The following is a 16,383-nucleotide window of genomic DNA, read 5'->3' as shown; positions in this document are numbered from 1 at the left end:
AAAGTAACTGTGAGAATAATAGAAAATTATCAAAATCTCATCATTCAATTACAATTAAACATCCTGTTAATCCTTAAATCCTGGATTTCCTTATTCAGACGTTCTTTGGGGCTTTGCATGAGATAATTATTAATTAGTTAAGCTTCATTATGGCTGAATCTTTCTAAGAACTTCCAAAACTTTTTGATAGCCTTCTGTGTTTCCTTGTTCATGAAAGAGGTTTGCAGCTTGCTGAAAATCACTAATTGCTGCTTGTTTGTCTCCTAATTTATAACGGACAATTCCCCGGTGGATGTAGGCTAGGGCTAAGTTAGGATTAAACTTGATAACTTGGTTAAAATCATCTATTGCTGCTTGTTTGTCTCCTAATTTATAACGGAAATTTCCCCGGTTGTTGTAGGCTGGGGCATAGTTAGGATTAATCTTAATGGCTTGGTTGAAATCTTGTATTGCTGCTTGCTTATCTCCTAATTCAGCCTTAGCAACTCCCCGGTTGTTGTAGGCTGGGGCATAGTTAGGATTAATCTTAATGGCTTGGTTGAAATCTTGTATTGCTGCTTGCTTATCTCCTAATTCAGCCTTAGCAATTCCCCGGTTGTTGTAGACTTGGGCTAAGTTAGGATTAATCTTGATAGCTAGGTTATAATCAGCTATTGCTCCTTGCTTATCTCCTAAATCATTACGGACAATTCCCCGGTTGTTGTAGGCTAGGGCATCGTTAGGATTGATCCTGATCACTTGGTTATAATCAGCTATTGCTCCTTGCTTATCTCCTAAATCATTACGGACAATTCCTCGGTTGCCGTAGGCTTTGTCATTGTTAGGATTCAGCCTAATTGCTTCATTATAAGCTACGATTGCCCCTCGATTATCTCCTTTGTTTTGCTTATCCAAACCCTGAATAAAGAAGTCGTCAGCTTTTGGTGCTGTGACTACTCTCTCTGGCGGTGGAGTTACACCCACATCTACCCCAGATTTAGCTGATAGTCGCAAAAAAGTATTAATAGGAATCCCCAAATTAAAACCTGATTTGATATAAGCAACTTCAGGATTAATCTTTGAAGTTGCTATCTCTGCTTCTGATTCATCTCCTTTTCCATGAACTCCTATTAATTCCCCTTGCTCATTAAACACAGGTCCACCACTCATCCCTGGTAAGGTAATATTGCTATACACCAAGGCATAGCCATCTTTAAGTGGTCTGGAAGCGTTTGCGGTAATCTTCCCATCAGTGAAATTGTAAATTGAACTGGAAATAGAAGCAGCTTTGGCTTTTGGGAATCCTGCTACATAAGCTATTGTTCCTTCAGAAGATTGATCAGAATTGCCGATTTTAGCAACTGGATAATTATTGCTGCTAGTAAATTGGAAAGTAGCTAAATCTACTCCTGGTAGAGGTTTAACAGTGCTGTAGTTGAGTTGGTAGCGTTTACCATCTGGAGTGACTATTTCAGCTTTATTTTTACTAGTGACAACATGAGCAGCAGTGAGAACAGTGTAAGTGTTGCCTGAACGCTTAACAATTACCCCTGAACCGGGAGCAGAACTATCAATTAAAACAGTGATTTGTTTGGCAATTTTCGCTACTTGACCTGATGATAGTGCGAAGGCTACTTGCGTTTGTACCAGTGCGATTGATACCCCTATCAGCACTGCTGGAAATGTGTATTTATAATTCATTTATTTTTTCTCCTCTTTCAAAATCTGGGATAATAAACTTGGTGCAGTATGAAAACCAGCCCGCCTCAGAATGAATTCTGAGTCTAATAGCAAAAGTCGTCTAAAGACGACTGAAGAAAAATTTATAGTCCGTTTTAACGGACTTTAGTTATTAGCCCTGAACTTGAGTTCGGGGCGGTTTATTTTTATAACGAAATCCGAATTAGATATCTCGAATTTATCCATCATTTGCACAACCCTATCTATCGGTATAGCCCAACTTAAACGCACAATTTGCTGATGTAAATTCTCCTCTACTTGCGAACCATCAACAAACACAGAGGGAGCATCCCATAAAGGATAAGCGTGCATCCCATTTACACCTACAACCTCACCCTGTTTATTCAATAAAGCACCGCCACTCATTCCCTTTTCCAAATGATTTGTATATCCCACCTGATAACCAGCTTCTAAGGCTTTTGATAACACCAAAGATACCTTACCACCAATAAATACAAAGCTGATTTTTTCGCTTTCTTCCTCCATAGGAAACCCGGCAATAAATACCTGATCTCCTATTTTGGGAACAGTACCCAAATTTGCAACAGAATAGATTTTTTTAATAGTCGAAAATTGCAATATTGCTAAATCATAATTCTGAAAATTTACATTTTTTTGTACATCTGCTTGATAGATTTCCCCATCTGGTGTTTGAATACGATAAGGGGGGTTATCTGCTCGTAAAACATGGGCATTTGTTAATACTGTATAAACTGAATTTTGTTTATTTAGTAATATTCCTGAACCCAAAAAATCTGTTGATAATATCTTGACAGTAATAGCCGCCGCTTTTTCCTGCAACTGTGCCACTGATAATGGAATTGGCGGTTTTGTCATGCTAGTTTCTTGATCAGAAATACTAACACTTACTGCTGAACTTGAAAGCAACATTGACAAACCGCCAATACAGGCGACAAATTTTAATATCCGCCAAGTCATGTTAATTTAATCCGGTTCAACAGTGGCATTATCGAGGTAAAGCTGGAAATCAATATTAATAGTGTCACCTGCACTTTCATTGAGTGTATTACCAGCAGCCAAACCCCGACGGTCTAAGAGTCTGCGGAGAGTAGCACTGGGATTAACTCCACGTTTGAGGGTAAATAATAAATTATTACTTGTACAAGCAGTATTTTGGCTAGTACCAGCACAAACAACTGGTTCACCTCTGAGCGTCCCAGTGGTGATATTTTTCAGAGTACCGTTGTCATTACTCCTTTGAAATCTGCGCGATACTTCGTCACAACGACGTTGAGCAGTCCAAGGTGGTGGAAAGTAAGCATTAGAAGTCCAGCGAACTATTGTTACTTTTCTACTATCTTGAGTACGGACAAAGGTAACAGGTATACCTTTACTTTTGCCACAGTAAAAGGTCTCACCTTTAGCGTGGCTGGGTTGGTTGGTAGTCGCAATTGTCGTTAATGCTGTCAAGGAAGCGAGAATAACAATTTGTGTCAACCCTATCCACCCTTGACTAAATAACCTTTGTTTCATAACTTTAGGTAATTTTTGCGATATTAATTTGATACTGTTATTATAATAAATTATATGTAAACATGGACAAGTTTGGGCAACTCACGGACTAATTTATATTCAAAACGTCTTAATCGTGTGATTCTATAGTAGGGGTTTAGCAGTACCAAACCCCTACAAATCTAGGTTTTTCCTAATCTTGTAAAAGTTAATTTCCCAAGCGTGTTTAGTATATAGCAGAAAATAGAGTTCTCTTAATTATTCATTTTCATTAACTTGTGTAAAATTCACCTGTTCATATAAGTCACTCAAAGCAATCTGAAAATCTATGGTTTCCAATGTCAAAATATCCGATTCAGACTGTAATTCTGTGAATATCCATTTACTATCGTCGGTTTTCACATATTGCATAACATGATATTGATATTGATTAATTAAAATATATTCTTTAAATTCAGGGATAGAACGATAGTACATGAATTTATCACTTTGGTCATAATTGCTAGTTGATTTAGATAAAACTTCAGCAATTAATAAAGGATTCATGACAGTAGTTGTATTTGCACCTGTGTAAATAGGTTCTCCTTGAATTACCATGATATCAGGGTATGTATGCTGACGATAACGCGGTATCCACAAACGCACATCACCAATATACACATCATAATTTTTCTTCTTTAACGCAAATTTCAGATAAGCATAAAAGTTACCTGCTATTTTATTATGATTTGTTGTTCCTCCAGTCATAGGGATAATTTCTCCGTCTCGGTATTCGCTTTTATATTCTGCTTTCTCTTCTAGTTCTAAATATTCTTCTGGGCTGTAATACCGTGTTTGTGTTTGCATAATATCAACAGAGAGTTAATTATTGTGATATTAGTAATATTCTATCATACACTAATGTTATACTCGTGTAAGTTCATTTTTGTTAATGTTCATGAAATTTCCTCTAAAAATATAACAAAATATCTAAATAACTTAATGATGAGGTAAAGACAATGGTAACAGTATCAATTAAAGATGAATAAATCGAAGTTTTATCTGCATTAGGATATTTACAAGAATCAATGAATTTGGCTCTTAAACAATATTTCTATTTCTCCTCCCTCTGTGTTCTCTGTGCCTCTGTGGTTCGTTTATTTATTTAAATTATTTTTTAGAAATCATAGATTAACTTTTTCCACAAAAAAAAGGTGAGCTTTTACAGCCCACCCCACAAAATCAGAAAATATCCTGTGATAATTAACCTAACAAAGCCTCAGCTTTAGCTAAAACATTATCAACAGTGAAGCCAAACTTCTCCAAACAAATACCACCAGGAGCAGAAGCACCAAAAGTATCAATACTTACAGTGTCGCCTTCGCTACCGATATATTTGTGCCAGCCGAAACTACTAGCAGCTTCTACAGATAGACGCTTAGTAACAGCTTTAGGAAGAACAGATTCTTTGTAAGCTGCATCTTGTGTGTCAAACAAGGTTGAAGAAGGCATAGAAACAACGCGAACCTTCTTACCGACCGCAGTTAATTTTTCCGCTGCACTAACGCAGAGACTGACTTCTGAACCAGTACCAATCAAGATGATATCTGGTGTACCTTCAGAATCAACAATTGTATACGCACCCTTAGCAACACCTGCAATGGATGTACCTGCCAAGTTAGGAACATTTTGACGAGTAAAAGCCAATAAGGTAGAAGCTTTTGCTTTAGACTTCTCAATTGCGACTTTGTAACCACCGGATGTTTCATTGCCGTCAGCGGGACGAATTACGGTTAAATCAGGAATAGCCCGCAAAGAAGCAAGGGTTTCAATGGGTTGGTGAGTAGGACCATCTTCACCTTGGCCAATGGAGTCGTGAGTCATGACCCAAATTGAACCAGCTTCGGAAAGAGCAGCCAAACGAATAGCAGCCCGCATATAATCTGTAAAGATTAGGAAAGTTGCACCGTAAGGAATCAAACCTGAGTTGTGCAACGCCATACCGTTACAGATTGCACCCATGGCGTGTTCCCGCACGCCGAAGTGAATGTTGCGATTAGCGAAATGTCCTTTTTGGAAATCACCAGCGCCTTTGAGTTCGGTGAGGTTGGAGTGGGTTAAGTCAGCAGAACCACCAATTAACTCAGGTAAAACAGCCCCTAGTTTGTTGAGGCAGTTTTCTGAGTGTTTACGGGTAGGTAATGCTTTATCTTCTGGTGTATAGGTAGGTAATACTTGATCCCAACCTTCTGGTAATTTGCCGCTAATGAAACGGTCAAATTCAGCCGCTTCTTGGGGGTATTTAGCTTTGTAACCAGCATAAACTGTGTTCCATGCGGATTCGTAACCAGCACCGCGTTCTACTGCTTTGCGAGTATGATTAAGGGCATCTTCAGGAACTACAAAAGCGTCATATTCCCAACCTAAATTTTTGCGGGTAGCGATGGTTTCTTCTGGTCCCAAAGCCGCACCGTGAATACCAGCGGTATCTTGTTTGTTAGGAGAACCATAACCAATGGTGGTTGTCACCTTAATCATGGTGGGTTTGTCGGTGACAGCTTTTGCGGCTTCAATGGCTTGGGCAATTCCGGCTAAATCGGTGTTACCATCTTTAACGTGGAGAACGTGCCAACCGTAGGATTCAAAGCGTTTAGAAACATCTTCAGTGAAAGCTACATCTGTAGAACCATCAATGGAGATGTGGTTGTCGTCATAAAGAGCAATGAGTTTACCTAATCCCCAGTGTCCGGCAATAGAAGCAGCTTCACCGGAAATACCTTCCATGTTGCAACCATCACCAAGAATTACATAGGTGTAGTGGTCAACAATTGTGGCATCAGGCTTGTTAAACTTAGCAGCTAGGTGTGCTTCGGCTACTGCTAAACCAACTGCATTGGCAATTCCTTGACCTAAGGGGCCTGTTGTAACTTCTACACCGGCTGTGACAAAGTTTTCGGGGTGGCCTGGGGTCTTAGCACCCCATTGACGAAATTGCTTGATGTCGTCTATGGTAACGCTATCGTAGCCTGTTAGGTACAGTAGGGCATACTGCAACATTGAACCATGACCTGCGGACAAAACAAAGCGATCGCGGTTGAACCACTGGGGATTTTTGGGGTTATAGCGCATGAAGCTATCCCAAAGCACAAAAGCCATTGGAGCCGCGCCCATCGGTAGTCCTGGGTGTCCTGATTTAGATTTTTCTATGGCATCTACAGCCAAAAAGCGGATCGAATTAATACAAAGTTCTTGGATGGATTGGGTTGCAACAGCCATAATCTCTTTATTGTTAACGACGGGTTAGGACTCTTTTTAGCTTTTTCTTGCTGGGGTCATTATAAAGTGATCCCACTTTCTTCATCATCTCATTCCCAATTGTCAATGGACAAGGGGGATATTCTGAGTTCTTGGTGATGAATAAAGCCGATAATTTGGTTATCCTAAACTAACTGTTCAGTTAGGAATGATCTCTATCATACTTGCCACAGGTTCACTTCTTTAAAAGCTAACCACTAGCAAAATTATTTGGGGATCAATAATACAAGTCGTGGTAATGGGTGATTAGGTTATTAACGTCACCTGTCACCTAATACCTGACTAGGAAGTATCTTTAGGGATTAAATTTCTTGAAGGCTAGGGTAACATTATGACCACCAAAGCCAAAGGAATTAGATAGAGCTACCTCTACTACTTGAGCGCGACTGGTATGGGGGACATAATCTAGATCACATTCTGGATCAAGATTTTCGATGTTGATGGTGGGAGGAATTTTATCATGAGCGATCGCTAAAATTGTCGCTACAGCTTCAATCCCACCAGAACCGCCTAACAGATGTCCTGTCATGGATTTAGTAGAACTGATGGCTACTTTATACGCATGATCTCCCAACGCTTTCTTAATCGCCGCGGTTTCATTCACATCATTAGCTGATGTGCTAGTTCCATGAGCATTGATGTAACTAACCATTTCCGGTGTCAGTGACGCATCTTTTAAAGCTAACTCAATCGCTCTGGCTGCACCTAAACCACCCGGAACAGGAGAAGTCATGTGATAAGCATCACAGGTCATCCCGTAACCAACAATTTCCCCATAAATCCTTGCGCCCCGGCTGAGGGCGTGTTCTAATTCTTCGAGAATTAAAATTCCTGCTCCTTCACCCATGACAAAGCCATCACGATCACGATCAAAGGGACGACAAGCATGAGCCGGATCATCATTGCGGGTGGACAGGGCGCGAGCAGCCGCAAATCCTGCCACTGACAGGGGTGTAACTGCGGCTTCACAGCCACCGCAAATCATCGCTGTGGCATATCCGCCTTGAATTTGACGAAAAGCATCGCCGATAGAATTAGAACCCGCCGCACAAGCTGTTACAGAGCAGGAATTCGGACCTTTTGCCCCAGTATGAATTGCTGTTAATCCTGCTGCCATATTGGCGATCATCATGGGAATCATGAAGGGACTACAACGACTAGGACCTTTATTAGGATCTAAGTAAATGGTTTGTTGGTCTTCTAAAACCTTAATTCCACCAATTCCCGAACCGATAATTACACCAACTTGTTCAGCGTTGAGATCATCAATTACTAAACCTGAATCAGCAACAGCTTGTTTAGCTGCTGATACACCCAATTGGGCAAACCGATCCATCCGCTTGGCTTCTTTGCGATCTAAGTAAGTGTGTGGATCAAAGTTTTTGACTTCACCCGCAATGCGGCAACTATGTTTAGAAGCATCAAAGGCGGTGATATAGTCAATCCCATTTCGTCCGCTTAATAATCCTTCCCAATATTCGGCTGGTGTGTTACCAATGGGTGTAATCGCGCCCACACCTGTTACAACAACGCGGTTACGTTTATAGTCTGTCATGATTGCATTAAATATGGCGAAAAAGCAGCAGGGGAAACAATTAAGAGGGCTGAGTTCCGAGTTAAGTATTCTTAGTTAAGACTATACTGTTTGCTCAATATTATGGACTTTTGGTGCTTTTTTTGAAGTCAAACTTACAGTTTAGACACTTAACACTCATCTCAGGACGGGTTTATCCAGTTAATTTGTATACTCTTAAAGTATTTGTTTAAACCCGTCAATTCTGAATCAAAATTTGCCTATGCAGATGCAGTAGCGTGACTAGAGATATAATCCACAGTGTCTTGAACAGTTTTAATTTTTTCAGCCGCTTCATCAGGAATTTCGATATCAAATTCTTCTTCCAAAGCCATAACTAACTCCACTGTATCTAGGGAATCAGCCCCTAAATCATCAACAAAATTGGCTTCTGGTGTAACCGTATCCGCATCCTCTATGCTAAGTTGCTCAACGATAATTTTTTTAACTTTTTCAAAAGTTGCTGCTTGGCTCATAAATAAAAGTCCTTAACAAGTTGCTATGATTTGCTCTAAATGAACAAAGTTTTTTTTGGGCATATACATCTTATCGGAAAGGGTGAACCTGAGTATAGGTTCTATCATTAAAACTGAGGATTAGAGATTAAGGAGATCCTGGAAATGAGAGATAAAGGTTTAATAACCACAGTAACCACCCAATTAATCAATCCTCATCACCTCTAAACAATAAACCAACTATACTTTTATGCTATCTAAACCGCTAAAATACGCTTACTATCCAGGCTGTGTAGCTCAAGGGGCTTGTAGGGAACTGTATATATCAACCCAATCTCTCACTCAAGCCTTGGGTATTGAATTGGTTGAACTGAAAAAAGCCTCTTGCTGTGGTTCAGGCACATTTAAAGAAGATTCCCAATTATTAGAAGATACCGTTAACGCCAGAAATATCGCTTTAGCAGAATCATTAAATCTTCCTTTACTTACCCATTGCAGCACTTGTCAAGGTGTTATTGGTCATGTTGATGAACGATTAAAAGAATGTCAATCAACAAATCCTGATTACGTGAATAAGGTTAATGGTTTATTAGAAAAAGAAGGCTGTTCACCCTATCGGGGGAGTACAGAAGTTAAACATCTTCTTTATGCTTTAGTCACAGATTATGGCTTAGAGGAAATTACCCAGCGTGTTACCAAGAAATTAAGTGGATTAAAATGTGCAGCTTTCTATGGTTGTTATCTCCTCCGCGCTCAGAAATCTATGCCCTATGATGATCCTTTTAAACCCGAAGCAATGGAAAATGTATTTCGGGCAGTAGGGGCGACACCTGTATATTATCGTGGCAGAACTCAATGCTGTGGTTGGCCTTTATCTAGCTATGCGACAACCGAATCTTTCCAAATGGCGGGAAATCACATCCAAGAAGCTTTAAATAATGGTGCTGATTGTATTGTCACACCATGTCCTTTGTGTCATTTGAATTTAGATTCTCGTCAACCAGAGGTAGAAAAAGTAATTGGGGAAAAGTTAGGTTTACCGATTTTACACTTACCCCAGTTAATTGCTTTAGCTTTAGGTGTCAGTCCCAAAGAATTGGGTTTAGACAGACATATTGTGTCTACAAAACCCATTTTAGAAAAATTAGGTTGGTAAAATATCACCGAGAATTTAGGAGAATTTAGATCCCCGACTTCTTAGAGAAGTCGGGGATCTGTGGATCACTCATTTTTACCAATCACCGATTTTTGATATTCTTCCTCACTAATTAAATCATGATTATTTTCCACACGATCTAAAAATACTAATCCTTCTAGATGATCATATTCATGTTGAAAAATTCTGGCAACAAAATCCGTTAATTCTTGTTTTTGTAAATTGCCATAACGGTCTGTATACTCAACTTCAATTGTTTGATATCTAGGGACTAAACCCCTAATTCCAGGAACACTTAAACAACCTTCCCAACCTTTAACCATTTCCGAAGAATGGGCAATAATTCGGGGGTTGATCATTGCTGTTGGTGGCATTTCTGGTGCGTGGGGATATCTGGCATTAGGACGGGAAGCAACGATAAATAAACGGTAGGATGCTGCTATTTGTGGTGCAGCAATTCCCACCCCATTAGCTTGAGCAACTGAGGTAATTAGTTCATCAATCAGGTTTTGAATTTTCTCATCTTGAATATTCTCAACCGCAGCAGCTTTTTGTCGTAATATCAGATTACCTAATTTAATGATTGGTGCTAATTCATTCATTATGTTTCAAATCTATTTTTTTTAATTCCTGTTTCCATCCTGTTCATCCTTTAATCGGTGGACATCCTGATTCTGACAGTTTCTAAGGAATTTTATTGCTTGTTAACTGGTAAAGGTGCAGGTTTAACTAAAAATTGAGAAACTTTACCATTACGATCTACTTGCACTTGGAGAGGAATACCGATTTTACTATTTTCTACTATTCTTTGCACCTCATCAACTTTCAAAACTGGTTGATTATTAATACTCTTTATAACATCTCCTGGACGCAATCCAGAAACCGCTGCGGGTGAATTAGCAACAATCCTGATTAAGAGGATTCCTTCATTTGCAGATAAATTTATTTTCTCGCCAAATCTGGCAATGATTTTTTCCTTAACTTCAGGTGTGAGTGTGACCATTTGTATGCCTAAATAGGGATGATCAACTCTACCTTTAGCAATTATTTCCTCAGCAATTTTTTGGGCAGTATTAATAGGAATAGCAAATCCTAAACCTTGAGCGCCTTGAATAATTGCTGTATTCATCCCAATGACTTCACCACGGTAATTTAGTAATGGTCCACCAGAATTACCAGGGTTAATTGCTGCATCTGTTTGCAGATAATCAACACGCTTATCACTTGCACCGATATCACTACTAGAACGATCTGTGGCGCTGATAATTCCAGAGGTGACAGTATTATTTAAACCCAAGGGATTACCAATAGCGATAACGGCTTCTCCTGGTTGCAAAGTATCCGACTTACCTAAAGCTAGGGTGGGTAAGTTATTAGCTTCAATTTGAATTACAGCCACATCTGTTACGGCATCTTCACCTAATACCTTACCTTTAAAAGTCCGGCCATCTTTGAGAGTAACTGTAACTAAATCAGCACCGTCGACAACGTGGGAATTAGTTAAAATTTGCCCAGATGAATTAATGATAAATCCCGAACCGCTACCTCTTTCTACTCTTTCTCTTTGTTGAGAAGGGATTCTATTGCCAAAAAAGCCGCGAAAAAAGGGATCAGAAAATTCGTCTGGTGCTTGAGTGGTAACGGTTCTCGTTGAATCAATGCGAACAACTGCACCTCCTACTTTTTGTACGACTTTGACAACAAAGTTAGGATCTCCAGAAGCGGAAAAAATCGCGGGAGGAGCAATTTCTGTGGTGGGTGTAGTAGTTTTTTGTGATTGAGCATGACTAGGTTCTATTTCTGAGGTGATTTTCTTGAGACTGGTACAACCTCCCAGCATGAAAACTGCTACACCACAGACTGCAATCCATTTTTTCCCTTTATTTTCCAAGTTTTGGCGTAAAAATCTAGTATTAATATTTCTAGCTGCTAGGTTATAATTATTGATCTTCATCATGTGATTATTGCTCCGTATTCGTTAGTAGTGCTAGGATACTGGCTACCCCTGGTTTTTATCAGGATAATTATATAGCCTCCTATTTGATTTATGTATCTTTAGAGTAGTTCAGATTCCCGACTTCTTTTTTGGCTTGTAAATAAATTATGAATTGAAATCAGAAGTTGGGGATCTTATTGTATGTGATTACAAATTAGGAATTAGGAATTACGGATAAAGGTGGCGTTAATGGAAATTCCCATAGATGGTTTGTGGAATCATGTATTAGAGCGTTTACAGTTAGAGTTAGCTCCTCCTACCTTTGAAACTTGGATTAAGACAGCTAAAGCACAGCAGCTAGAAAACAACTGTTTGGTAATATATGCTCCTAATCCTTTTGCTCGCAATTGGCTGCAAAAATATTACATTCATACTATTGCTAATGTAGTCCAAGATATTGTGGGTTATCCCATCGAAATTTATATTACTGTAGTTGAAGATGAGGAAGTTTCTCATTTGGGTAAACAGGAACTAGGGGGGAAATTACCAGCAATAAATCATATTTTGGCAAATGCTCCGATAAATACGCAAAAGACTTCAGATTTAAATTCTAAATATGTTTTTCCGCGGTTTGTGGTCGGCGCTAACAATCGCATGGCTCATGCTGCTTCTTTAGCTGTAGCCGAATATCCGGGGAGGGAATTTAATCCGTTATTTTTATGTGGTGGTGTGGGTTTGGGGAAAACTCACTTAATGCAAGCTATTGGTAATTATCGCTGGGAAATCTGTCCTAATTCTAAGATATTTTATGTGTCTACGGAGCAGTTTACAAATGATTTAATTACTGCTATTCGTCAAGATAGTATGCAAACTTTCCGCGAACATTATCGGGCTGCTGATATGTTGTTAGTTGATGATATTCAATTTTTGGAGGGGAAGGAATATACTCAAGAGGAATTTTTTCATACTTTTAATACTTTACATGAGGCAGGTAAGCAAGTTGTAATTGCTTCAGATCGTCCTCCTAATCAAATTCCCAGTTTACAAGAACGGTTGTGTTCCCGGTTTTCTATGGGGCTAATTGCGGATATTCAAACCCCTGATTTAGAAACCAGAATGGCGATTTTGCAGAAAAAAGCTGAATATGAAAATATTCGTTTACCACGGGAGGTAGTTGAATATATTGCTTCTAATTGTACTTCTAATATCCGTGAGTTGGAAGGGGCATTAATTCGGGCTTTGGCTTATATTTCTATTTGGGGTTTACCTATGACTGTGGAAAATCTTGCTCCCATTCTCGGAACTCCTAGCCAGAAAATAGCCACAACTCCAGAGATAATCTTAAATATAGTCGCTGATGCTTTAAATGTTTCTATTGAGGACTTAAAAAGTAATTCCCGTCGTCGGGAAATTAGTTGGGCTAGACAAATCGGAATGTATTTAATGCGACAACTTACAAATTTGAGTTTACCCAAAATAGGGGAGGAGTTTGGTGGTAAAGATCATACGACGGTGATGTATAGTTGTGAAAAGATTACCCAGTTACAAGAAAGTGATCAGAGTTTAGTTCAAACTTTACACCAATTGAGCGATCGCATTCAAATGGCGACTCGTTCCCTAAAATAGAATTAATTTTCTGGATGTTTTCCACAACCAAGAAACTAATTTATCAAATTCAAATCTCTCTTATTCAGTCCGAATTTTAAGAAAAATATAATAAATGATTAATTTTTATTTAAAATTGCGGTAAAAATCCAATTTTTTACCGAAAAGCTGTGGAAAACTTTAATTTATTATTTATGAGTTTCATGGAGGATCATTATTTTGTAAAAATTGAGGATGGGTTTTCCACAGTTTTTCCACAGGGAAGCATCAATAATACTTATCTTTTTAGATCAGGAGCATTGACAAATGGACGAATTTATGGATGCGGCAATTTTGGAAGCTCAACAAGGTAGACAAGAAGGGGGAATTCCCATTGGTTCTGTGCTGGTTAAGGATGGTAAAATTGTCGGCCGCGGACACAATAAGCGCGTGCAAGACGGTGATCCTGTGACTCATGCGGAAATTGATTGCCTCCGCAATGCAGGGAGAATTGGTAACTACAGAGGTACAATACTTTACTCTACATTAATGCCTTGTTATTTGTGTGCTGGTGCTGTGGTGCAATTTGGCATTAAAAAAGTTATTGCTGGAGAATCAAAGACTTTTTCGGGTGCGAAGGAGTTTATGGTATCTCATGGTGTGGAAGTAGTGGATTTAAATTTAGATGAATGTGAACAAATGATGAGTGATTTTATTACGACTAACCCGGAACTTTGGGATGAAGATATTGGTTGCGATTCGTTGTTGGTTGAATAACGGTAATCAGTCTGTACATACAAGCATAATTCAAGTTAAAATAATAAATAGAGTTCAAGTTAAAAATATGACTCACATCACATCAAAAAAAGTGGTAAGAAGAGGAAGAATTTTTCCGGAATTGATTATAGCACCAGAAGAATTAGCTAGACGAGAAGCGGAAGATGAAATATTTTATCAACGTTGTCGGGCAATTTTTAATCGTGTCCGTTCTGAATATATCGAAAGTCACTATGGTTGGTATATTGCCATAGAACCAAATAGTGGAGAATACTTTCTTGATCAAGATAATATTCAAGCTCATAAAAAAGTCCTTCAAAAATATCCAAAGGCTAAAAATTATGTGTTTTGCTTAAATGAAACAGGAACGACTGGGAGAATATGATTCAGGGAAATTTTGGTAGTGAGGGGCAGCTATTTTTTGAGATTGATTTGATTACTGCTGATGGGTTAAATCTACCTGTAGATGCGATGTTAGATACAGGATTTACCAAGTTTATGGCAATTAATACTCAAGATTTGGATGGACTGGATTGGGTTTTTCTTGGTAATGAACCTATGCAAACAGCACAAGGTGAATCAAGGTTTAATATTTATTTAGGTAGGGTAATATTGGATGGTAAGGAGTATGAAATTCCTGTTCATGTGGGGGATAATATTACAGAAGTTTTACTAGGTTCTGAATGGTTAAAGTCGTTGCGTTTGGTGGTGGATTTTCCAGAAAGTATTTTGACTTTGGGATAATTTTTTATTTCGCGCAAAGTCGCAAAGGAAGAATTGCAAGAACAAAGGTTTTTGTAATGTTACCTATTGTCATGGTAATACTTGCAATTAAGCACAATTTAAGTTAAAATAATAACTAGAGTTCAAATTAAAAATATGACTCACATCACATCGAAAAAAGTGGTAAGAAGAGGAAGAATTTTTCCGGAATTGATTATAGCACCAGAAGAATTAGCTAGACGAGAAGCGGAAGATGAAATATTTTATCAACGTTGTCGGGCAATTTTTGAGCGTGTCCGTTCTGAATATATCGAAAGTCACTATGGTTGGTATATTGCCATAGAACCCAATAGTGGGGAATATTTAATTGATCAGGATAGGATGCAATCTCATAAAAGAATGTTGGAAAAATATCCTCAAGCTAGACACTTCGTTTTTTGTTTGAATGAAACGGGGACAACTGGCACAATATGATAGAGGGTTACTTTGCAGAAAATGGGCAATTATTTTTTGAGATTGAATTAGTTACTAATGATGGCTTGAATCTTGCTGTAGATGCCCTATTTGATAGTGGTTTTGCAGGTTTTATGGCTATTAATACACAAGATTTAGATGGATTAGAATGGTTGTATAGTGGGGAGGAAATGTTACGGACTGCTAAAGGTGAATCAAAATTTCAGATTTATTTAGGTCAAGTGATATTAGATGGAAAGCAGTATCAAATTCCTGTGAATGTGGGCAAAGGCATTAATGAGATTTTATTGGGTTCTGAGTGGTTAAAGTTGTTGCGTTTGGTGGTGGATTTTCCAGAGAATATTTTAACTTTGGGTTGAATATTTTTATTTCGCGCAAAGTCGCAAAGGAGCAGAGACGCAAAGAAAGAGAAGTGTTATAAAATATATATAGGTCAAATACCAGGATAAATTATGCCTACTCAAATTAATGCTCCTCCTGCTATTGATTATGCACCTCTGGAATTACAAGGGGAATTAATTGCTATGCAAGAATTAACAATTGAGGAATTATTAACTATTGCTCAAAGTCAAATTCCAGAAAGTCAGCAAGAATTACATTTTCAACTGTTAGAAAAAAATCAAAATAATCAATTAAGTGAATCTGATAGGTTATTGTTGAAATCGTTGCGGGTGAGTGCTGATTATTTAATGTTAAAAAAAGCTTATGCCTATGCACTTTTAAAGTGGCAAGGGTTTTCTCTTCCAGATTTTGAGCAATTAGTATAATACCAGTGTCATCTATTTCTAAATCTCTTCGTCAACAAGTTATTAATGAGGCTGGTTATAGATGTGAATATTGTCGCACTTCTAGCCGGTTAACAGGTATGCCTTTAGTTATGGATCATATTTTGCCTAGTTCATTGGGGGGAAATGATGAGCGAGAAAATTTAGCTGCTTGTTGTTATCGTTGTAATGAGTTTAAAGGAGCGAAAATAACAGCTAATGATCCTGTAAAGAATGAATCTATATCTTTGTTTAATCCTCGTCTACAAAGATGGTTAGATCATTTTCAATGGGCAAATGGTGGTACTCATATTATTGGGATAACTGCTATTGGCAGAGCGACAGTTTTAGCTTTACGATTAAATAATGAAGATGTTGTCCAAGCTAGGGCTATTTGGATTAGTTTAAGTTGGCATCCTCCTAATGATTAATGATGGGGATTTTTGGGGTTTTTG

General features: G+C 38.4%; 18 protein-coding genes. 9 read left to right on the top strand and 9 right to left on the bottom strand.

Translation table 11 applies throughout. The features are described from left to right. Positions 1–147: 147 nt before the first annotated feature. The 7 genes from FJR09_RS04450 to acpP form a co-directional block, all read right to left on the bottom strand. Complete coding sequence (locus FJR09_RS04450) at positions 148–1,680, bottom strand: tetratricopeptide repeat-containing serine protease family protein (protein ID WP_168653247.1); 1,533 nt, start codon at positions 1,678–1,680, stop codon at positions 148–150. A 144-nt stretch (positions 1,681–1,824) separates the two neighbouring features. Further along, on the bottom strand, positions 1,825–2,658 hold the full coding sequence (locus FJR09_RS04445; protein WP_015081587.1) for a serine protease: 834 nt from the start codon (positions 2,656–2,658) through the stop codon (positions 1,825–1,827). Positions 2,659–2,664: 6 nt separating this feature from the next. Next, entirely contained in the window at positions 2,665–3,213 is a 549-nt protein-coding gene (locus FJR09_RS04440; RefSeq protein ID WP_168653246.1) for a COP23 domain-containing protein, read from the bottom strand. A gap of 237 nt (positions 3,214–3,450) precedes the next feature. After that, complete coding sequence (locus FJR09_RS04435; RefSeq protein ID WP_148762988.1) at positions 3,451–4,038, bottom strand: Uma2 family endonuclease; 588 nt, start codon at positions 4,036–4,038, stop codon at positions 3,451–3,453. A 396-nt stretch (positions 4,039–4,434) separates the two neighbouring features. Next, positions 4,435–6,447: a transketolase gene (gene tkt / locus FJR09_RS04430; protein WP_168651587.1), complete on the bottom strand. Its 2,013-nt coding sequence runs from the start codon at positions 6,445–6,447 to the stop codon at positions 4,435–4,437. A gap of 334 nt (positions 6,448–6,781) precedes the next feature. After that, positions 6,782–8,041: a beta-ketoacyl-ACP synthase II gene (fabF, locus tag FJR09_RS04425; RefSeq protein WP_168653245.1), complete on the bottom strand. Its 1,260-nt coding sequence runs from the start codon at positions 8,039–8,041 to the stop codon at positions 6,782–6,784. A 239-nt stretch (positions 8,042–8,280) separates the two neighbouring features. After that, entirely contained in the window at positions 8,281–8,535 is a 255-nt protein-coding gene (gene acpP, locus FJR09_RS04420; protein ID WP_168653244.1) for an acyl carrier protein, read from the bottom strand. A gap of 229 nt (positions 8,536–8,764) precedes the next feature. Between acpP and FJR09_RS04415 the strand changes: the two genes are divergently transcribed. Beyond that, a complete protein-coding gene (locus FJR09_RS04415) occupies positions 8,765–9,670 on the top strand; it encodes a CoB--CoM heterodisulfide reductase iron-sulfur subunit B family protein (protein ID WP_015081593.1) in 906 nt (301 codons plus the stop codon). A gap of 65 nt (positions 9,671–9,735) precedes the next feature. Here the strand turns inward: FJR09_RS04415 and def are convergent, their stop codons facing one another. Further along, positions 9,736–10,272: a peptide deformylase gene (def, locus tag FJR09_RS04410; RefSeq protein ID WP_168653243.1), complete on the bottom strand. Its 537-nt coding sequence runs from the start codon at positions 10,270–10,272 to the stop codon at positions 9,736–9,738. A 92-nt stretch (positions 10,273–10,364) separates the two neighbouring features. After that, on the bottom strand, positions 10,365–11,627 hold the full coding sequence (locus FJR09_RS04405) for an HhoA/HhoB/HtrA family serine endopeptidase (protein ID WP_015081595.1): 1,263 nt from the start codon (positions 11,625–11,627) through the stop codon (positions 10,365–10,367). 228 nt (positions 11,628–11,855) lie between these two features. Between FJR09_RS04405 and dnaA the strand changes: the two genes are divergently transcribed. From dnaA to FJR09_RS04365, 8 genes are all read left to right on the top strand, one after another. Further along, positions 11,856–13,232 (top strand): chromosomal replication initiator protein DnaA, encoded by a 1,377-nt coding sequence (dnaA, locus tag FJR09_RS04400; RefSeq protein WP_015077981.1) that lies wholly within the window; start codon positions 11,856–11,858, stop codon positions 13,230–13,232. Between the two features lie 285 nt (positions 13,233–13,517). Next, on the top strand, positions 13,518–13,967 hold the full coding sequence (locus FJR09_RS04395) for a nucleoside deaminase (RefSeq protein ID WP_015077982.1): 450 nt from the start codon (positions 13,518–13,520) through the stop codon (positions 13,965–13,967). 67 nt (positions 13,968–14,034) lie between these two features. Next, a complete protein-coding gene (locus tag FJR09_RS04390) occupies positions 14,035–14,352 on the top strand; it encodes a hypothetical protein (RefSeq protein ID WP_168653242.1) in 318 nt (105 codons plus the stop codon). Further along, a complete protein-coding gene (locus FJR09_RS04385; RefSeq protein WP_168653241.1) occupies positions 14,349–14,711 on the top strand; it encodes an aspartyl protease in 363 nt (120 codons plus the stop codon). The genes FJR09_RS04390 and FJR09_RS04385 overlap by 4 nt, the downstream gene beginning before the upstream one ends. Positions 14,712–14,846: 135 nt before the next feature. Continuing rightward, a complete protein-coding gene (locus FJR09_RS04380) occupies positions 14,847–15,164 on the top strand; it encodes a hypothetical protein (protein WP_168654020.1) in 318 nt (105 codons plus the stop codon). Beyond that, entirely contained in the window at positions 15,161–15,523 is a 363-nt protein-coding gene (locus FJR09_RS04375) for an aspartyl protease (RefSeq protein ID WP_168653239.1), read from the top strand. The genes FJR09_RS04380 and FJR09_RS04375 overlap by 4 nt, the downstream gene beginning before the upstream one ends. 93 nt (positions 15,524–15,616) lie before the next feature. After that, positions 15,617–15,931, top strand: coding sequence for a hypothetical protein (locus tag FJR09_RS04370; protein WP_015077985.1), 315 nt, complete (start codon positions 15,617–15,619; stop codon positions 15,929–15,931). Between the two features lie 5 nt (positions 15,932–15,936). After that, positions 15,937–16,359, top strand: a complete 423-nt coding sequence (locus FJR09_RS04365; RefSeq protein ID WP_015077986.1) for an HNH endonuclease — start codon at positions 15,937–15,939, stop codon at positions 16,357–16,359. Positions 16,360–16,383: the final 24 nt, after the last annotated feature.

The sequence above is a fragment of the Dolichospermum sp. UHCC 0406 genome (genome assembly GCF_009712025.1).
GTDB classification, from domain to species: Bacteria; Cyanobacteriota; Cyanobacteriia; order Cyanobacteriales; family Nostocaceae; genus Dolichospermum; species Dolichospermum lemmermannii.
This window is presented reverse-complemented; position numbering and strand designations above follow the sequence as displayed.

Excerpts from the sequence above, each read along its gene's own strand:
- dnaA (WP_015077981.1), top strand. The coding sequence starts at position 11,856 with ATGGAAATTCCCATAGATGGTTTGTGGAATCATGTATTAGAGCGTTTA.
- fabF (WP_168653245.1), bottom strand. The coding sequence starts at position 8,041 with ATGACAGACTATAAACGTAACCGCGTTGTTGTAACAGGTGTGGGCGCG.
- FJR09_RS04450 (WP_168653247.1), bottom strand. The coding sequence starts at position 1,680 with ATGAATTATAAATACACATTTCCAGCAGTGCTGATAGGGGTATCAATC.
- acpP (WP_168653244.1), bottom strand. The coding sequence starts at position 8,535 with ATGAGCCAAGCAGCAACTTTTGAAAAAGTTAAAAAAATTATCGTTGAG.
- tkt (WP_168651587.1), bottom strand. The coding sequence starts at position 6,447 with ATGGCTGTTGCAACCCAATCCATCCAAGAACTTTGTATTAATTCGATC.
- FJR09_RS04375 (WP_168653239.1), top strand. The coding sequence starts at position 15,161 with ATGATAGAGGGTTACTTTGCAGAAAATGGGCAATTATTTTTTGAGATT.
- FJR09_RS04435 (WP_148762988.1), bottom strand. The coding sequence starts at position 4,038 with ATGCAAACACAAACACGGTATTACAGCCCAGAAGAATATTTAGAACTA.
- def (WP_168653243.1), bottom strand. The coding sequence starts at position 10,272 with ATGAATGAATTAGCACCAATCATTAAATTAGGTAATCTGATATTACGA.
- FJR09_RS04395 (WP_015077982.1), top strand. The coding sequence starts at position 13,518 with ATGGACGAATTTATGGATGCGGCAATTTTGGAAGCTCAACAAGGTAGA.
- FJR09_RS04415 (WP_015081593.1), top strand. The coding sequence starts at position 8,765 with ATGCTATCTAAACCGCTAAAATACGCTTACTATCCAGGCTGTGTAGCT.
- FJR09_RS04370 (WP_015077985.1), top strand. The coding sequence starts at position 15,617 with ATGCCTACTCAAATTAATGCTCCTCCTGCTATTGATTATGCACCTCTG.
- FJR09_RS04405 (WP_015081595.1), bottom strand. The coding sequence starts at position 11,627 with ATGATGAAGATCAATAATTATAACCTAGCAGCTAGAAATATTAATACT.
- FJR09_RS04445 (WP_015081587.1), bottom strand. The coding sequence starts at position 2,658 with ATGACTTGGCGGATATTAAAATTTGTCGCCTGTATTGGCGGTTTGTCA.
- FJR09_RS04380 (WP_168654020.1), top strand. The coding sequence starts at position 14,847 with ATGACTCACATCACATCGAAAAAAGTGGTAAGAAGAGGAAGAATTTTT.
- FJR09_RS04440 (WP_168653246.1), bottom strand. The coding sequence starts at position 3,213 with ATGAAACAAAGGTTATTTAGTCAAGGGTGGATAGGGTTGACACAAATT.
- FJR09_RS04385 (WP_168653241.1), top strand. The coding sequence starts at position 14,349 with ATGATTCAGGGAAATTTTGGTAGTGAGGGGCAGCTATTTTTTGAGATT.
- FJR09_RS04390 (WP_168653242.1), top strand. The coding sequence starts at position 14,035 with ATGACTCACATCACATCAAAAAAAGTGGTAAGAAGAGGAAGAATTTTT.